The organism is Enterobacter cloacae complex sp. 2024EL-00711 (assembly GCF_047529885.1).
Taxonomy (GTDB): Bacteria; Pseudomonadota; Gammaproteobacteria; order Enterobacterales; family Enterobacteriaceae; genus Enterobacter; species Enterobacter ludwigii.
This window is the reverse complement of record NZ_JBLIZC010000001.1, coordinates 348,366-366,165: the sequence shown is the minus strand read 5'-3', so window position 1 is coordinate 366,165 and position 17,800 is coordinate 348,366. Positions and strand designations below refer to the sequence as shown.

The 17,800-nt window shown below is 55.1% G+C and carries 18 protein-coding genes; 8 read left to right on the top strand and 10 right to left on the bottom strand.

From position 1 onward, the window contains the following. Window positions 1-8: 8 nt before the first annotated feature. The 7 genes from cydB to ACMVME_RS01760 form a co-directional block, all read right to left on the bottom strand. Window positions 9-1,019 (bottom strand): cytochrome d ubiquinol oxidase subunit II, encoded by a 1,011-nt coding sequence (gene cydB / locus ACMVME_RS01790; protein WP_047955589.1) that lies wholly within the window; start codon window positions 1,017-1,019, stop codon window positions 9-11. After that, window positions 1,019-2,422 (bottom strand): cytochrome ubiquinol oxidase subunit I, encoded by a 1,404-nt coding sequence (locus ACMVME_RS01785; protein ID WP_014170002.1) that lies wholly within the window; start codon window positions 2,420-2,422, stop codon window positions 1,019-1,021. The genes cydB and ACMVME_RS01785 overlap by 1 nt, the downstream gene beginning before the upstream one ends. Window positions 2,423-2,490: 68 nt before the next feature. Further along, a complete protein-coding gene (locus ACMVME_RS01780) occupies window positions 2,491-3,363 on the bottom strand; it encodes a manganese catalase family protein (RefSeq protein ID WP_020884190.1) in 873 nt (290 codons plus the stop codon). Window positions 3,364-3,379: 16 nt separating this feature from the next. Then, window positions 3,380-3,886 (bottom strand): ferritin-like domain-containing protein, encoded by a 507-nt coding sequence (locus tag ACMVME_RS01775; protein WP_014170004.1) that lies wholly within the window; start codon window positions 3,884-3,886, stop codon window positions 3,380-3,382. Between the two features lie 25 nt (window positions 3,887-3,911). After that, window positions 3,912-4,115 carry a hypothetical protein gene (locus tag ACMVME_RS01770; protein WP_020884189.1) on the bottom strand — a complete coding sequence of 68 codons (204 nt, stop codon included), beginning with the start codon at window positions 4,113-4,115 and terminating at the stop codon, window positions 3,912-3,914. 23 nt (window positions 4,116-4,138) lie between these two features. After that, the gene (locus ACMVME_RS01765; RefSeq protein WP_020884188.1) at window positions 4,139-4,633 is read right to left on the bottom strand and encodes a ferritin-like domain-containing protein; all 495 of its coding nucleotides are present in this window, start codon (window positions 4,631-4,633) and stop codon (window positions 4,139-4,141) included. Window positions 4,634-4,724: 91 nt separating this feature from the next. After that, on the bottom strand, window positions 4,725-4,904 hold the full coding sequence (locus ACMVME_RS01760; protein WP_020884187.1) for a general stress protein: 180 nt from the start codon (window positions 4,902-4,904) through the stop codon (window positions 4,725-4,727). 644 nt (window positions 4,905-5,548) lie between these two features. On the opposite strand from ACMVME_RS01760, the gene ACMVME_RS01755 reads away from it, so the two are divergent. Next, a complete protein-coding gene (locus ACMVME_RS01755) occupies window positions 5,549-6,892 on the top strand; it encodes a VOC family protein (RefSeq protein ID WP_014170009.1) in 1,344 nt (447 codons plus the stop codon). Between the two features lie 42 nt (window positions 6,893-6,934). Next, window positions 6,935-8,440 carry a carboxylesterase/lipase family protein gene (locus ACMVME_RS01750; RefSeq protein ID WP_032678128.1) on the top strand — a complete coding sequence of 502 codons (1,506 nt, stop codon included), beginning with the start codon at window positions 6,935-6,937 and terminating at the stop codon, window positions 8,438-8,440. On the opposite strand, the gene ACMVME_RS01745 is transcribed toward ACMVME_RS01750, so the two are convergent. Further along, complete coding sequence (locus ACMVME_RS01745; protein ID WP_068794620.1) at window positions 8,412-9,269, bottom strand: LysR family transcriptional regulator; 858 nt, start codon at window positions 9,267-9,269, stop codon at window positions 8,412-8,414. The two genes, ACMVME_RS01750 and ACMVME_RS01745, sit on opposite strands and share 29 nt — an antisense overlap. Window positions 9,270-9,382: 113 nt before the next feature. On the opposite strand from ACMVME_RS01745, the gene ACMVME_RS01740 reads away from it, so the two are divergent. The 4 genes from ACMVME_RS01740 to rimL all read left to right on the top strand — a co-directional run bounded on the left by ACMVME_RS01740 (window position 9,383) and on the right by rimL (window position 13,830). Then, window positions 9,383-10,552 (top strand): pyridoxal phosphate-dependent aminotransferase, encoded by a 1,170-nt coding sequence (locus ACMVME_RS01740; RefSeq protein ID WP_014170012.1) that lies wholly within the window; start codon window positions 9,383-9,385, stop codon window positions 10,550-10,552. 10 nt (window positions 10,553-10,562) lie between these two features. Beyond that, window positions 10,563-11,336: a transporter substrate-binding domain-containing protein gene (locus tag ACMVME_RS01735; RefSeq protein ID WP_025204230.1), complete on the top strand. Its 774-nt coding sequence runs from the start codon at window positions 10,563-10,565 to the stop codon at window positions 11,334-11,336. A gap of 242 nt (window positions 11,337-11,578) precedes the next feature. Next, window positions 11,579-13,234: a glucan biosynthesis protein D gene (locus ACMVME_RS01730; protein WP_068794621.1), complete on the top strand. Its 1,656-nt coding sequence runs from the start codon at window positions 11,579-11,581 to the stop codon at window positions 13,232-13,234. A gap of 47 nt (window positions 13,235-13,281) precedes the next feature. Continuing rightward, on the top strand, window positions 13,282-13,830 hold the full coding sequence (gene rimL / locus ACMVME_RS01725) for a 50S ribosomal protein L7/L12-serine acetyltransferase (protein WP_025204227.1): 549 nt from the start codon (window positions 13,282-13,284) through the stop codon (window positions 13,828-13,830). Here rimL and ydcK read toward each other — a convergent pair. After that, window positions 13,825-14,805, bottom strand: a complete 981-nt coding sequence (gene ydcK, locus ACMVME_RS01720) for a YdcK family protein (protein ID WP_025204226.1) — start codon at window positions 14,803-14,805, stop codon at window positions 13,825-13,827. The two genes, rimL and ydcK, sit on opposite strands and share 6 nt — an antisense overlap. Before the next feature lie 122 nt (window positions 14,806-14,927). On the opposite strand from ydcK, the gene tehA reads away from it, so the two are divergent. After that, window positions 14,928-15,929 carry a dicarboxylate transporter/tellurite-resistance protein TehA gene (tehA, locus tag ACMVME_RS01715; protein WP_068794622.1) on the top strand — a complete coding sequence of 334 codons (1,002 nt, stop codon included), beginning with the start codon at window positions 14,928-14,930 and terminating at the stop codon, window positions 15,927-15,929. Then, complete coding sequence (gene tehB / locus ACMVME_RS01710; RefSeq protein ID WP_032678133.1) at window positions 15,929-16,522, top strand: tellurite resistance methyltransferase TehB; 594 nt, start codon at window positions 15,929-15,931, stop codon at window positions 16,520-16,522. Before tehA ends, tehB begins: the two co-directional genes overlap by 1 nt. On the opposite strand, the gene pepT is transcribed toward tehB, so the two are convergent. Further along, window positions 16,519-17,748 carry a peptidase T gene (gene pepT, locus ACMVME_RS01705; RefSeq protein WP_068794623.1) on the bottom strand — a complete coding sequence of 410 codons (1,230 nt, stop codon included), beginning with the start codon at window positions 17,746-17,748 and terminating at the stop codon, window positions 16,519-16,521. The two genes, tehB and pepT, sit on opposite strands and share 4 nt — an antisense overlap. Between the last annotated feature and the right edge of the window lie 52 nt (window positions 17,749-17,800).

The window sequence follows — 17,800 nt, the reverse complement described above, 5'->3', positions numbered from 1 at the left end:
AGTTCACCTCAGTGATAACCTTCCGTGTCGGAAACTTTGCCCCGGAAAACGTAGTAGCTCCAGGCGGTGTACACCAGAATCACCGGAATAATCAGTAACGTTCCGACCAGCATAAACAGCTGGCTGGCCGGTGGTGCCGCAGCCTCCCACAGGGTAATGCGCGGCGGAATAATGTTAGGCCACAGGCTAATTCCCAGACCGCTAAATCCGAGGAAGATCAGCCCAAGGGTCAGCAGGAAGGGACGCGAGTGGCTGGCCGGGTTGCGTGTTAGTCGCCAGATCCACAGGCTAAACACGCCGACCAGCAGGGGAACCGGCAGGAACCAGATGAAGTTGGGGAAGGTAAACCAGCGGTCGGCAACGTACTGCCAGCCGAGCGGCGTCCAGATACTCACCACCGCGATCACCACCACCAGCGCCAGCAGCACGTGCCGGGTCAGTTCACGCATGCGGTTTTGCAACGCACCTTCACTTTTCATGATAAGCCACGTGGTACCGAGCAGGGTGTAGGCCACAACCAGCCCGATGCCGCAGAAAAGATTGAAGGGCGTTAACCAGTCAAGGGCGGAGCCGACAAAACGCCGGCCCTCAACGTCAAAGCCGTTAATCACTGCTCCCACCACCACCCCCTGGCTGAAGGTGGCAAGCAAAGAGCCGCCGGCGAAGGCGTAGTCCCAGAACTTGCGGTGTGAAGGCGTTGCCTTAAAGCGGAACTCGAAAGCCACGCCGCGAAAGATAAGGCCAATTAACATGGCGGTAAGAGGGATGGTCAGTGCATCAATAATCACCGCATAGGCCAGCGGAAACGCGCCGAACAACCCCGCACCGCCGAGCACCAGCCAGGTCTCGTTGCCGTCCCACACCGGCGCCACGCTGTTGACCATTACGTCACGCTCTCTGGCATCGCCCACGAAGTTAAAAAGCAGCCCGATGCCCAAATCAAAGCCATCCATGATGATATACATCAGCGTGGCGAACACGATGATGGCAAACCAGATAACTGAGATATCGACGCCCATCAGTTTCTCTCCTGTTCCGGAACAGACTCAGCGGCAGACAGCGGACGGGCAGGGGTGCCCGAGGTATTTGACGTCAACGTATCAACGGGCTGCGGACCTTTCTTGATAAGCCGAATCAGGTAGACGTAGCCCACGCCAAACACCGACGAATAGACCACAAAGAAGGCCAGCAGGCTGATGCTCATCTGCAGCGTACTGTGCAGCGAGACCGCGTCGATCGTACGCAGATAGCCATACACCACCCACGGCTGACGACCCACTTCGGTGGTGACCCAGCCGGCCAGCAGCGCCAGTAGGCCCGCCGGTCCCATGCACAGCGCGAACCAGTGGAAGGGCCGCGACTGGTAGAGTCGATGGCGATAGCGTAGCCAGACGCTGACCAGACCCAGCGTGATCATCAGCAGACCCATGCCGACCATAATGCGGAATGACCAGAAAACAATCGGTGAGTTCGGGCGATCTTCTTTCGGGAAGTCTTTCAGTGCCGGGACCTGTTTATCCAGGCTGTGGGTCAGAATCAGACTGCCAAGGGCAGGAATTTCCAGCGCGTAGCGGGTGCGCTCCTGCTCCATATCCGGCAGGCCAAACAGCAGCAGCGGTGTCGCTTCGCCTGGCGGGTTCTCCCAGTGACCTTCGATGGCGGCAATTTTGGCCGGCTGGTGTTCGAGGGTATTCAGGCCATGCATATCACCGACGATGGCCTGAATGGGCGCGACCAGCAGGGCCATCCACATCGCCATGGAAAACATAGTGCGTATCGCGGGCGTGTCGTTGCCGCGCAGCAGATGCCATGCGCCCGACGCCCCCACAAACAGCGCGCTGCTCAGGAACGCGGCGATAGCCATGTGAATGAGACGGTAAGGGAAGGAGGGGTTAAAAATGATGGCCAGCCAGTCCTCTGGAATGACCTGACCGTTCTGAATACTGAACCCCTGGGGCGTGTGCATCCAGCTGTTGGAGGCGAGGATCCAGAAGGTGGACATCAGCGTACCCAGCGCGACCATACAGGTCGAGAAGAAGTGCAGGCCCGGGCCGACCTTGTTCCAGCCGAACAGCATCACGCCAAGAAATCCGGCTTCGAGGAAGAAGGCGGTTAAGACTTCATAGGTCAGGAGAGGGCCGGTGATACTGCCGGCAAACTGTGAGAATCCGCTCCAGTTAGTGCCGAACTGATAGGCCATGACCAGACCGGAAACGACCCCCATACCGAAGTTAACGGCAAATATCTTTAGCCAGAAATGGTACAGCGAGCGCCACACCTCATTTTTGGTGCGAAGCCACATCCCTTCGAGCACCACCAGATAGCTGGCAAGACCGATGGTGATAGCCGGGAAGAGAATATGGAACGAGACGGTAAAAGCGAACTGGATTCTGGCGAGATGAAATGCGTCGAGTTCGAACATGGTCCGTACCTCTGGAACTGTTGCGCACGAGGATTGCCAGGCAGTCCGGGGCTGCCTGGCAAAATCGGTTACGGTTTTTTCTTCCCGGCACCGAGTTCGGCACCGGTCAGCGGGTCGGAATGTGGATCGGACTTCGTGCGGGCCGACATCGCTTTGACCAGCGTGGCCTGTTCGGTCGTCAGCGTCACGCTTGCACTCCCGTCACCGCCGTCAACGGCAGGTTGGGGGGATTCAACGTAGTCGAAATGTTTATCGCTGTTCCAGCTTCCGCGAACCTCTCCACCTTCAGACATATTGTAGTACTTGTTGGTGTATTCCTCGATTGGCGGCAGTTTTCCCGGAGGGAAATTATTACGAATGGACTGAAGCGCCTTCTCAAAGGAGAGCTGATGCGCCGCCTCACGCGTCATCAGAAACGCCAGCGCATCCTTCACGCCCGGATCGTCCGTGACGTTAATCAGCCGTTCATAAATGATCTTCGCTCGGGCCTCGGCAGCCACATTTGAGCGCAGATCGGCGGTCGGCTCGCCAATGGTGTCGACATAAGCCGCCGTCCACGGCACCCCGGCGGAGTTGGTCAACGGAGTACCGCCACCGTAAAGCAGGGAGGTAATATGGCTGTCGTTACCGTTTTCGGTCATGGACCGATACAGCTCGGCTTCATTTTCCACGCCCTCCGCCAGTGCGCCTTTAGCCCCTTTATTAAGCATACCCACCAGGGTACCGATAATTTCAAGGTGGCTTAACTCTTCGGTCGCGATATCCATTAGCATATCTTTACGACCCGGGTCGTCATCACTCAACCCCTGAGTAAAGTAACGGCAGGCGGCGGCCAGCTCGCCCTGAGGACCGCCGAATTGTTCCAGTAATAAATTGGCAAGACCGGGATTCGGTTCGGCAACCCGAACCGTATATTGTAATTGTTTGACGTGTCGAAACATGTCTTCTCTCCTGAGGTTATTTTTTTGCTTCGACACCGGATGCGTCTGAACGCAGCAGGAACTGTTCGGTGGTCTGTGGAATGTGGCGAATCAGCCAGTCGGCCATCTCGCGCTCTTCCGCCAGGATACTTTCGATGGCGGGCACGGAAGCCATGTCGCCCGCTTTTTTGGCCGCGGCCAGCAGGGAGGTGTAGCAGGCTATTTCAAATTGTTCGAAAACATAGCCGCTGATAGACCCTTTGACGATCTCATCAGAGGGGAACATCCCGCCAATGGACTGTCCGAGCGCCGCCATTTTACTCATCGAATCTTTTAAAACCGAACGAGAAATATCATTACGGTCGAGGATCTCTTCCAGTAAGGTAATTTGTCGCTTTGTTTCACTAATATGCTGCTCAATTCTGGCGCGAACATCGGGATAATTATCGATACGGCTGGCCATGGATTCCAGCATAGATTCGGCTTGCTTTTCCATCGCATGGGCATCGCGTAGCCAGTCATGGTAGTGTTCTACGTGATTCATTATAATGTCCTCATTATGGTGTCGCTTATTTGGTCTCACTCTCAGCAGCCTGATCGGCACGCGCAGCACTGTAACCAGATAAATGGCCGACAATATTGGCGTAGATACTGATGATAATGACCCATAGGACGCTGCTCTTCCACCATAAAACGGAAGGGATAGCGAGTATGAACCATATTATTGCTGCCGTTAAATGGCACCGTTTAATAGTCCTGGGACTGATGCTCATTTTATTTAACCTTTGCTATAGCGTCATTTTTGCGCTTTTTGGTTAATATTGCCTACGGCCAGGTCGGTAAGTTTAAGATCGGTTTCTTTCTCTTCTTCCAGCGTTTCGGCCAGAAGTTTAACGGCTTTTTTATAGCCCAGTTGTTCTGCCAATGTGGCGAGGGTACCGTAACTGGCAATTTCGTAATGCTCCACTTTTTGTGCTGCGGCAATTAATGCGGCGTCACGCACCTCATTTTTCTCGGTGCTCTCGATGACCTCATTGGCCTCTTCAATCAGGCCTTCCATTGCTACGCACTTCATACGCTTGAGCTTAAGGCCAGATTCTTGCTCGATAATCTGGTCGATACGCTCAATCTGTCCCTGCGTCTCTTCAAGGTGTGCACTAAAGGCTGCGCTCAGTTTTTCACTGGAGGCAGCACGAGCCAGTTTGCCGAGCGCGCGGGTCAGCTGCTTCTCAGCGCTGTAGGTATCGGACAGGAGGTGAATAAACACATCTTCGACACTTTTCATATTCATCATTACGCTCCGGTAAAAAAAAGAAGGGGTACTGCGAGCCTGGAGGCCCGCAGCATGCTCTCTGTTTTAAATAAAAGAGATTTACATCAGATCAGGAGTTTTTACGGCCACCACCGTGGCTGTTTTCTCCTCCTTTCTTACCTGCTTCAGATGCGCGTTGCGGATCGTTTTTAAAATTACCGCCGCTGTGCTGGCCACCTTTACGTCCAGCTTCTGATGCTTTTTCACGGTCTTGTGCGAAATTACCGGAACCACCACGATGCTCTGCCATATTAAACCTCATATATTGGTTATGTCAGTTAAGATACGAAAATATTCCGTATCACTCGTCGTTCGAATAATAACTTTAGTCGGTGTTTCATATTCGTCAAATATGTTTTGTAAACCATCGCTTCGTTGCTGAGATATTTCTGATGGTTAACGCTTCGTTTAATATGAATATATCCTGGATGGCTTGCGGTTAACTGCCTGTCTTCATGGGGTTAATCCGCGAGCCGCAGGGGATAACTGTTTTTCTTGCATTGTTTATGCCTGAAGCGCGTGCGGCAGTCTAAAAATTACAGATTAATCTTAAGGAGAAATATTGGAAATCCGCTTGTTGCGTTAACGAAATAAGATATATGCCACTGATATTTGTTTTTAATGAGATATTACCTCTTAAGATAATGCTATTTATTACCTCTTAATGGTTAAGCGATGAGGTTATTAATAATACAGTTTGATCAGAAAACGCTTTATTTAGAGAAGGTGAATCTACATTTAGAGAAGGTGAATCTGCCAGGTCATATGGGTGTCAGGGCAGGCCAGCACACGCTTTAACCACTCCTGTCTTAAGATCACAAATCGGAAATTCTTCCCCCCAGAGGGAACGGGTTTCTCTACACTCCAGGTAATATTCACTGGAGGCATGACATCATGGCGAACACCATCACGGCTGATGATATTCGGGAACACTTTTCGCAGGCTATGTCGGCGATGTACCAGCAGGAAGTTCCGCAGTACGGCACCTTGCTCGACCTGGTTGCGGACGTAAACCTGGCGGTTCTGGAAAATAACCCACTATTACATGAACAACTGGCGAACGCGGATGAACTGGCGCGCCTGAATGTGGAGCGTCATGGGGCGATCCGCGTGGGTACCGCGCAAGAGCTTTCGACCTTGCGTCGTATGTTTGCCATTATGGGGATGTACCCGGTCAGCTATTACGACCTCTCTCAGGCGGGCGTGCCCGTCCACTCCACGGCGTTTCGCCCGGTCGATGATGCGGCGCTGTGCCGAAATCCGTTTCGTATCTTTACCTCGCTGCTGCGCCTCGAATTGATTGACAATGTCGTCCTGCGTGAGCGTGCCGCGGAGATCCTGTCTCACCGCAATATCTTTACCCCGCGTTGTCTGGAGCTTATCGCGCTGCATGAGGCAGAAGGGCACTTTACGGATGCGCAGGCGCAGGCGTTTGTACAGGAGGCGTTAGAAACCTTCCGCTGGCATCGTCATGCGACGGTCGACCAGGAGACCTATCTGGCATTGCATAACGAGCACCGACTGATTGCGGATGTGGTCTGTTTCCCGGGGTGCCATATCAACCACCTCACGCCACGTACGCTGGATATTGACCGGGTGCAGGAGCTGATGCCGAAGTACGGGATTGAACCCAAAATTCTGATTGAAGGACCACCGCGTCGCGAGGTTCCCGTATTACTGCGCCAGACCAGCTTTAAAGCGCTGGAAGAGCCGGTGCTGTTTGCCGGGGAGCATACAGGAACGCATACCGCGCGCTTTGGCGAAATTGAACAGCGCGGCGTGGCGCTGACGCCAAAAGGTCGTGCGCTTTATGACAGCCTGCTTGCAGAGGCCGGTACCGGTAAAGACAACATGACGCACCAGCTCCATTTGCGCGAGATCTTCAGCGCCTTCCCGGACAGCGAATTGTTGATGCGCCGTCAGGAGCTGGCCTATTTCCGCTATCGCCTGACGCCATCCGGGGAAGCGCATCGACATGCGTTTCGTCCGGGAGACGATCCACAGCCGTTAATTGAGCGCGGATGGGTTGTCGCTCAGCCGATCACCTATGAAGATTTCCTCCCGGTCAGTGCCGCAGGGATTTTCCAGTCGAATCTGGGCAATGAAACCCAGGCGCGTAGCCACGGTAACGCCAGTCGCGACGCGTTCGAAGCGGCGCTGGGTTGCCCGGTGTACGATGAGTTCATGCTCTATCAGGAGGCTGAAATCCGCAGCAAACAGCGTTGCGGTTTGCTCTGAAATCGTTACTCTTCTGGGGTGTGATGGAAACAGAAGGTTGTTATGCAAAATCCCTCCGCCCCTGTGATTGAAACGCGCCAGGGCGCACTGTCTGGTTTAACGGATGAAAACGTACATCTCTGGTGTGGTATTCCCTATGCGGCGCCTCCCGTTGGCAACTGGCGCTGGCGTTCGCCACGGCCGCCTGAACGCTGGGAGGGGCTGCGTCTGGCCACCGCTTTTTCACCTTCAAGCTGGCAGAACAGTGAGTATTGCCAGGCGTTAGGGGGCGGCGATCCCGGCCGGTTCTCAGAAGATTGTCTGTATCTTAACGTCTGGTCACCCGTCGAGCGCCCGGCGCCGCTTCCCGTCATGGTCTGGCTACACGGCGGGGGGTTTACCATTGGCGCGGGTGGCCTGCCGCCCTATAACGGTAAGGCGCTGGCAACGCGCGGCGTGGTGGTTGTGACGATCAATTACCGTCTTGGTCACCTTGGCTTCTTTGCCCATCCCGCGCTGGAAGGAGAAGAAGACCGGGTGGTGCATAACTTTGCGCTGCTGGATCAGATTGCCGCCCTTGAATGGGTTCGGGAGAATATTGCCGCTTTCGGTGGCGATCCTGACAACGTCACCCTGTTTGGTGAATCCGCCGGCGCGCGCAGCGTGCTGTCGCTGCTGGCGTCTCCGCTGGCGAAGGGACTCTTCCACAAGGCGATTGTGCAAAGCGGATACACCCTGCCGGATACGCCGCGGGAACAGGCCCTGCAAAAAGGGGAAGCGCTGGCGGCGCATTTCGGCCTTGAGGAGGCGTCAGCAGAACAGTTACGTGCCATTCCCCCCGAAGCGTTCTGGCCGCTGGCCGCGCCGCTGAACATCGCCCCGGCACCCATCGTCGGAGACTGTGTTCTGCCGGAATCAATGCTCGATGTGTTCTTTGCCGCGCGTCAGCATCCTGTTCCGGTGATGATTGGGTCGAACAGTGACGAAGCCAGCGTGATGGCGGTATTTGGTATCGATCTCGCCGGTCAGATCCAGAAGCTTCGCCGTGAACGTCGTTTTGGACTGGGGCTGATCAAACTGCTCTATCCAGGTGTGAAAGGGGATGTGGAGCTTGGCAGGCAGGTGTGCCGGGATATGGCTTTTACCACCATGGGATATGTGGTGATGCAGGCCCAACAGCGCGTGGGCGGCTTGTGCTGGCGTTACTGGTTCGACTATGTGGCGGAAGCAGAGCACGCAACCTATATCAACGGTGCCTGGCACGGTAATGAGGTGCCGTACGTGTTTGACACCCTTGGTGAGATTGAGCCTTCCTGCCACTACGTTAATGCGCGAGACCGGCAATTCGCAGCGCAGGTTGCAGATTATTGGGTGAGTTTTGCGCGTGACGCCGGTCACCGGGAAAGTCTTCCTGGCCCGACGCACTGGCCGGCCTGTCGAAAAGGAAGGGACGTGCTGCTACGTATCGGCGTGAATAAACATGCAGGTTTCAGGCTTGAAAACCGCTTTATGCGCGCGCGCATGAGTCTCTTTAAGCGCGTCATGAAACACCATGTGAGCCTCGACTGAGCAGGCAGGCGCGAAACGCCGCCAGCCCATTTTCCTGGCCAGGCGATTCGCGCAGAACCAGTCTGTAGCTCGCACCCGTTTTAATGCTGCTCTCAAAAGGCCGCGCCAGCCTTCCGGCGCGGACATCTTCTTCCACCAGCGTTTCGTCGGCAATGGCCACCCCCAGCCCCTGAATGGCGGCCGTGATGGCAAGGTCCATCGTGTCGAAGTGTTGATTTTTGCGCATAACAACCCCAGGGCCTTCCTGCTTCGCCAGCCACAATGACCAGTCTGTCTTATCCCGTGTCGGGTGAAGGAAGGTTAACGCACCCAGTTCGCAACCTGCTCGCAGGGGGCTCATTACCGGGGTTAACGCCTCTTCAAACAGCAGATCGCCCGCGCTCATATGGGTGCCAAATACAATGGCCGCGTCGTAAGATTCCGTTTTGAAATTGACGTTATGGTCGGTAGTGGTGGTCAATGCGATCTGCAGATCCGGCTGCTCACGCTCCACCTCCAGCAGACGAGGCACCAGCCAGCGCATGGCGCAGGTGGGTGCTTTGAGTCGGATCACGGTTTGCTGGGTACGGGCCCGATCGGCCAGGGTCAGCAGCGTTTCAAAAGTGGATTGCAATTCCGGAAGCAGGGCGCTGCCCTGTGGGGAGAGGCGCAGGCCGCGCGCATGGCGCTCGAACAGCGGAAAGCCGAACCACGCTTCAAGGGTGGCGATTTTGCGACTTACGGCTCCCTGCGTCAGACAGAGTTCTGTTGCGGCATGGGTCAGATTCAGATGACGCGCGGTGACTAAAAAGGCGTCGATGGCATTAAGCGGGAGCGAACGGCGCGACATTAAACACCTCAGGTATGCGTTTTTCTCATGGCTATTATGACAACAATTCGATTGTCCCGACAACTGACTTGTTGTTTGAATAGTTATGCATTCATCATGAGAAAGGAAAGAGGATGACGTTACACACTCCGGTGCACACCCGTTCCAAATTACCCGATGTGGGGACCACGATTTTTACCGTTATCGGCCAGCTCTCCGCCCGGCATAACGCCATCAATCTTTCTCAGGGTGCACCCAATTTTTCCTGCGATCCTAAACTGGTCGCCGGGGTGACCCGGGCGATGGAGGCAGGGCACAACCAGTACGCGGCAATGACCGGCCTGCAGCCGCTTAAAGAGCGTATTGCGGATAAAATTGCCACCCTCTACGGCACGCACTATGACCCGGCCAGCGAAGTGCTGGTCACCGCCAGTGCCAGTGAAGGACTCTATTCGGCGATCAGCGGGCTGGTGCACCCGGGCGACGAAGTGATCTACTTTGAACCGTCGTTTGACAGTTACGCCCCGATTGTTCGCCTGCAGGGGGCCACGCCGGTTGCCATTAAACTGACGGTGCCGGATTTTGCCGTCAACTGGGATGAAGTCCGTGCGGCGATCACCCCGCGTACGCGCATGATTATCATCAATACCCCGCATAACCCGAGCGGGCAGGTCTTTTCAGCAGAGGACCTGCAGCAGCTGGTGGCGGTGACCCGCAATACCGATATCATTATTTTGTCTGACGAAGTGTACGAACACGTCGTCTTTGATGGTGAACCGCACCACGGTATGGCGACACATCCGCAGCTGGCGGAGCGGAGCGTCATTATCTCTTCCTTCGGAAAAACCTATCACGTGACCGGCTGGCGCGTGGGTTACTGTGTTGCTCCGGCGGTACTGATGGATGAGATTTGTAAAGTCCATCAATTTCTGATGTTTTCTGCCGATACGCCAATGCAGCATGCGTTTGCAGAGCACATGATTGACCCGCAAACCTGGCTGTCGCTGGCGGCGTTTTATCAGCGCAAACGCGATCTGCTGCAAAGTTTGCTGGAAGCATCACCGTTCAGACTCTTGCCGAGCGCCGGTTCGTTTTTCCTGCTGGCCGACTACAGCCAGTTTAGCGATGAGCGCGACAGTGAACTGGTGAAACGGCTGATCGTTGAGTATGGAGTGGCCACCATTCCGCTGTCGGCGTTTTATGCGGATGGTACGGATAATAAATTGATTCGTCTCTCTTTTGCGAAAGATGAGGCGACGTTACGGGCAGGTGCCCAGGCCCTGTGTCGGGTTAAACCACGCTAAGGAGTTGGAGATGAAATTACGCGCGTTAGTTGTCGGCATGGGATTGCTGTGTACGTTTTCGTCATTCGCGGCTACCGAACTGCGGTACGGGCTGGAGGCGGAATATCCGCCGTTTGAAAGCCGAAATGCTGCCGGCGAACTGGAAGGGTTTGACGTTGAGCTGGGCAATGCCATCTGCAAAGCCGCAGCGCTGAAATGCACCTGGGTTGAAACCTCTTTTGATGCGTTAATACCGGGCCTGGTGGCGAAGAAATTTGATGCCATTAACTCGGCGATGAACATCACTGAACAGCGACGTAAAAGTATTGATTTTACCCAGCCGATTTACCGCATCCCGTCGCAGCTCGTCGGCAAGGCCGGTACCGCGGTAGAGGCAACGCCCGCGGGGCTTAAGGGCAAAACCATCGGTGTCCTGCAGGGCTCTATTCAGGAAACCTATGCGAAAGAGCACTGGGAAAAGCAGGGTGTCACCGTGGTGTCTTATAAAGATCAGAATATGGCCTGGGGCGATCTGCTGAATGGCCGTATCGACGCCTCGCTGGTCATGTCCGCGGCCGGGCAGGCAGGTTTCCTCAGCAAGCCGCAGGGGAAAGGGTTTGGCTTTATCGGCAAACCGGTGTCGGACGACACTATCCTCGGCAGTGGGATCGGCTTTGGGTTGCGTAAAGGGGACGAGGCCACCAAAAAGCAACTTGATGCCGCAATTGATAAAGTGCGTGCCGATGGCACGATCGCTAAACTCGCTGATAAGTACTTCCCAGGTATCGATGTCAGCGTAAAATAACCGCCTCATTTGCCCCGACTGACGATGTCCAGCCGGGGCATTTTTATACACGTCTTTATACCTTTCTTTACACCTTTTTCGGGTCGTTCTGGTCGACAGAAAATATTTCGCACTTTGTACAGATAATCGCCGCCCAACAATTGGATTCTTAACCATTTTTGTTTAGGCTGTGCGTTCTTTCTTGCCGTCATTTCGCCGAGTGCGAAACACATTCACACGACCATAAGGACGTTTTTCCAGGCATGAATCGCAGACGTTTTCTAAAAGGCTCGCTGGCAATGGCAGCCCTGAGCGGCACAACTGGCCTTGCTTCCCTGTTTTCCAAAGCGGCTTACGCTGCTGACTCTGACATTGCTGACGGTCAGAGCCGTCGTTTTGACTTCTCCGTACTGCAATCCATGGCCCATGACCTGGCGAAAACCCCGTGGGGCGGAGCACCGCGACCGTTACCGGACACGCTGGCGACCATGACGCCGCAGGCCTATAACGCCATCCGTTACGATGAAAAACAGTCACTGTGGAATAACATTGAAGGCCGTCAGCTGGACGTGCAGTTCTTCCATATGGGCATGGGTTTCCGTCGCCGCGTGCGCATGTTCTCGCTGGATCAGTCAACGTCACAGGCGCGCGAAATCCACTTCCGTCCTGAGCTGTTCAGCTACGGTGAAACCGGTGTTGATACGAAGCAGCTGGAAGGGCAAAGCGATCTTGGGTTTGCCGGTTTCCGCGCCTTCAAGGCACCGGAACTGGCGCGTCGCGATATCGTCTCATTCCTGGGGGCGAGCTATTTCCGTGCGGTTGATGATACCTATCAGTATGGTCTTTCCGCGCGGGGTCTGGCGGTGGATACCTTTACCGACACGCCGGAAGAGTTCCCTGACTTCACCGCGTTCTGGTTCGAAACCGTCAAACCGGGCGACACTACCTTCACCGTCTATACGCTGCTGGACAGCCCAAGCATCACCGGTGCGTATAAGTTCGTGATCCACTGCGAGAAGAGCCAGGTGATCATGGAGGTGGAAAACCATCTCTATGCGCGTAAAGACATTAAACAGCTCGGCATTGCGCCGATGACCAGTATGTTCAGCTGCGGTACAAACGAACGCCGCATGTGCGATACCATCCACCCGCAAATTCATGACTCTGACCGTCTCGCCATGTGGCGCGGTAACGGGGAGTGGATTTGCCGTCCGCTGAACAACCCGCAGAAGCTGCAGTTTAATGCGTTTGTGGACAAAAACCCGAAAGGGTTCGGCTTGCTCCAGCTCGATCGCGATTTCTCGCATTATCAGGACGTCATGGGCTGGTATAACAAACGCCCAGGCCTCTGGGTGGAGCCGCGTAACGACTGGGGTAAAGGTGCGGTTGGCCTGATGGAGATCCCGACAACGGGTGAAACACTGGATAACGTGGTCTGCTTCTGGCAGCCAGAAAAACCGGTGAAAGCGGGCGATGAGCTGGACTTTAAATACCGTCTTTACTGGAGCGCCATGCCGCCGGTCCGTTCCCCACTGGCGAATGTCTTCGCGACCCGTACCGGTATGGGTGGGTTCCCGGAAGGCTGGGCGCCGGGCGAAAACTACCCGAAAGTGTGGGCCCGTCGCTTTGCTATCGACTTCGTCGGGGGCGATCTGAAAGCTGCCGCGCCAAAAGGCATTGAGCCGGTCATTACCCTCTCCAGCGGTGAAGCGAAGCAGGTTGAGATCCTCTACGTTGAGCCGTTTGACGGCTATCGCATTCTGTTCGACTGGTATCCTACCTCGGATTCGACCGAACCGGTGGACATGCGCATGTTCCTGCGCTGCCAGGGGGATGCGATCAGTGAGACCTGGCTGTATCAGTATTTCCCGCCTGCGCCGGACAAACGTAACTACGTTGACGATCGCATCATGCGTTGACCATTTATTCCCTCTCCCCGGCGGGGAGAGGGTGACGGGAAGGGACCATGACCGCCACTGAATCTGAAATTATCCCGGTGACTGACCATCTCGAGCTTCGCGCCGTCGAAGAGCGCTATACCGCCGATCTGCACAACATGGTCATCAGAAACAAAGCCTGGCTGCAAACCGCCTTTGACTGGGCGCAGCATGTGGGCACCGAAGATGACACCCGTCGTAATGTGCTGAGTAATCAGATGCTGCACCAGCGCGGCTACGCCAAAATGTTTCTGATTTTCAAGGATGAGGACCTGGTCGGCGTGCTCTCGTTTAATGCGATTGAACCCGCCAACAAAGCCGGATACATCGGTTACTGGCTGGACGAGGCGCATCAGGGACAGGGCATTTTGTCGCAGGCGCTGCAGGCATTTATGCGCTATTACGTCGAGCGAGGCGAGATCCGCCGTTTTGTCATTAAGTGTCGGGTGGCGAATAAACACAGCAACAACGTTGCCCTGCGCAACGGTTTTACGCTGGAGGGGTGCCTGCGGGAAGCAGAGTTCCTGAATGGCCGTTTTGACGATGTGAATCTCTACGGCAAAATTTACCCGCTATAACGCCCCTAACAGAGGCGTACGGGTGATGCGCTGGTCGCCGTTAATCACCTTTTCGCCGCGCAGGTGGATGTTCTCACCGGCAAAAGCCTCAATCACCGCATCGTCGGTGATTTCAACCCGATGCTCAATAAGCACATCGCCGCTGATACGCGCCCGTCCCTGGATCACGACCTTATCGTCCAGCAGGATAGGGCCGCCGCGCAGCCAGGCCTGACCGCCAATCAGGACGTGGTGTTTAATGACACAATTTCCTTCCACCACCGCGTTTTCAGCCACCTGAGAGCTGTAGCGGACGGTAGGGATGGCATCGTCGTCAAAACCGGCAATGACGCGGGCGTTACCGTACACTTTTGCGCAGTCACATACCCAGACGTTATTGAGATCGTTGCCTTCGAGGATGGCGCTGTCGAAAACTTCCGCCCGGTGTTCAACGAAGGCATAATTAACCATTGCCTCGCCGTAGATTTGCGCCTGATGCACAATGCGGGACTGGCTCACCGTCGCCTTGTCATAAATTTTCAGGATCTGCTCATGGTCCGGCGTAAGCCCTTTGGCAGCAATCACCACGCTGTTATGAAGCACCCGCGCCTCGCCGAAAATATGGCATTCGCCGCGCACGCAGGATTGTTGTATCGTGACATTGTCACTTATGCGCGCACCGTGACTGACCTCTGCGCCGTCCAGCCAGCAGTTATCGCCAATCTGCGCGTCATGACTGACGATGCAAGGCAGGGTAAGGCGCGCGTTGCCGGACACCGTCGCACCGGCAAAGACGACGCTGTTTTCATCGTAGATCCAGCAGTCGCCTTCGTGCGCGAGGGCGCTCTCATCTTCAACCCAGCCGCCTTTCGTGCCGCTCACGATGTCGTTAAAATTCGCCGTGGCAATAATCTGTCGTAACGACGTCGTGTGCGTTGTCTCGCCGTTTTTCCATTGCCAGAGGCGGGTGTCCTCGCTGAGCCTGTACTTTTTCATCACGGAGTCTCGGGTAAGCGTCTCCACTAAACGTAGCAAACTTTCGGCGTTTCGTAGTGCTGGCATCCGTCGCGGAAACCCCTTAAAATGGCATTTAAAATACATTTTAAAAATTCAAATTAATGAATAAAAATAACAACGCTCAACAAGTGCTTAACCTGCCCGCGGGTTACTTCGGTATGGTGCTTGGCATCATTGGGATGGGCTTCGCCTGGCGATACGCCAGCACGCTCTGGCCCGTGACGCGCTGGCCTGGTGAGAGCCTGGTGGCCCTTGCGATTGTGATTTGGTTTTTGCTGACGGTGGCGTTTATCGCCCGGGCGATCCGTTTCCCGCGAAGTGTGCTGGCCGAGATGCGCCACCCGGTGATGAGCAGTTTTGTCAGCCTTTTTCCCGCCACAACGATGCTGGTCGCCATCGGTTTTGTACCCTGGCTGCGTCCGGTGTCACTGGTGTTATTTGGCGTCGGGGTGGCCATACAGCTGGCTTATGCTGCCTGGCAAAGCGCCGGATTATGGCGCGGTAACCATCCGCAAGAGGCCACCACGCCGGGGTTATATCTGCCCACGGTGGCAAACAACTTTATCAGCGCCATGGCGTGCGGCGCGCTGGGGTTTAACGATGCCGGACTGGTGTTTCTCGGGGCGGGCGTTTTTTCCTGGCTCAGCCTTGAGCCGGTGATTTTGCAACGACTTCGTAGCGCCGGGGAGTTGCCTTCCGCGCTGCGAACCTCGCTGGGTATTCAGCTGGCTCCCGCGCTGGTGGCCTGCAGCGCCTGGTTTAGCGTCAATGGCGGTGAGGCGGATACATTCGCCAAAATGCTGTTCGGCTACGGCCTGTTGCAACTGCTGTTTATGTTACGGCTGATGCCATGGTATTTGTCCCAGCCGTTTAACGCCTCGTTCTGGAGCTTCTCGTTTGGCGTGTCGGCCCTGGCCACCACGGGGCTTCATCTTGGGCAGAGCAGTCCGTCGGGCTTTTTCCACGCCATTGCCGTCCCACTGTTTATCTTTACCAATGTCATCATCGGGATGCTGCTGGTACGAACGTTTATCTTGCTGATACAGGGCAAACTTCTGGTGCGCACTGATAAAGCGCTGCTTATGCAATCTGAGGAAAAATAATGGCTGTTGATGAAAATTACTTCACAGAGAAATATGGCTTAACCCGTACGCACTCAGAAGTGCTGTACAGCGCGGGCATTGTGAAACCGGGTAAAACGCTGGATCTGGGCTGTGGTAACGGGCGTAACAGCCTCTATCTGGCAGCCAACGGTTACGACGTGACCGCGTGGGATAAAAATCCCCTGAGTATCGATAATATTGAGCGTATCAAAGCGGAAGAAGGCATCGTAAACCTGCAGACGGCAATCAAAGATCTGAACAACCTGAGCTTTGAGGGCGAATACGATTTTATTCTCTCTACCGTGGTGCTGATGTTCCTGGAAGCGAAAACCATTCCGGGCCTGATCGGCAATATGCAGCGCTGCACCAGACCCGGCGGTTATAACCTGATTGTTGCCGCGATGGACACGGCGGATTACCCGTGCACCGTCGGCTTCCCGTTTGCGTTCAAAAGCGGTGAACTGAGCAACTACTACGAGGGCTGGGCGTTGCTCAAGTACAACGAAGAGGTGGGCGAACTGCACCGCACCGACGAGAACGGTAACCGCATCAAACTGCGTTTTGCCACGCTGCTGGCGCGCAAGCCCGCTTAACGGGCGGCCAGCAGGCAGAGCTGCAGGGCCGTGTTGTATGAGGCCTCAAACGACGACAGCGGCAAAAACTCAAACTTCGAGTGGAAGTTATGCGCGCCGGTGAAGAAGTTTGGCGTGAGCAGGCCTTTTGCCGAGAGCGCTGCGCCGTCAGTACCGCCGCGCATTGGCGTCGGTTTGGGCGTGATCCCAAGGGATTCCATGGCCTCAAACATCAGGTCGATAGCGCGACGATCCTCACCAATCGCATTGCTGATATTGCTGTAGGTATCTTCAATGCGATACTCCACCTTTGCCGTAGGATGCTGCCCGGCAATCAACGCCGCGACATCGGCAATCTGCTGCTTGCGGGCGGCAAACTGTGCTTTATCGAAATCACGGATATTCGCTTTTAAGACGGCCTCGTTTTGCCCCGCCTGAATGCCGTTAAACCAGATATAGCCTTCACGCCCCTCGGTGCATTCCGGGGTTTGCTGGCGGTCAAAATGGCTGATGAAGTCTGTCGCCATCAGCAGTGGGTTAACCAGCACGCCTTTGGCGGACATGGGGTGAGCCGTTACGCCGGTAAAGCGAATCTCTGCCGCCGCGGCGTTGAAGTTCTCGTAAACAATCTCACCCAGCTCACAGCAGTCGATGGTCCAGGCAAAATCAACGTCAAAGCGTTTTAGATCCAGCGCCTTCGCGCCACACAGGCCGATCTCCTCATCCGGCACAAACGCGACCACAATGTCGCCATGCTGATGTTCTGGCGTCAGGTTTTCCAGCAGCGTCATGACCACGGTGACGGCGGCTTTATTATCTGCGCCTAATACGCTGGTCCCGTCGCTGAAAATAATCTCTTCACCCGGGTAAGCCAGAATTTCCGGATGCTCTTTTACGCGTAACCAGATTGATTTCTCTTTATTCAAACAGAGGTCTTCACCCGTAAATTTTAATATTTGCGGATGAATATCCGGTGATAAACCGACATCGACGGTATCAATATGGGTAATAAAACCGATGCGTGGCGCCCCGGCTACATTACCTTTTTTAACCGCAGTAACCGTCGCGTATTCATCAATCACAATGTCGTCTAAACCCAGCTGCGCCAGCTCCTGGGCCAGCTCACGCGCCATGTCGTGCTGGCCCGGCGTAGAGGGACGGGTGTTCACTCTGGGATCGCTCTGGCTGGTGATGGCGAGATAGCGGAAGAAGCGGTGCGTTAATTGTCTGGAGAGTGCCGAGCCCATAGTGATTCCTTCTGTATTTATTTTTCAGGTGTTTGCTACATCACTTTAATGA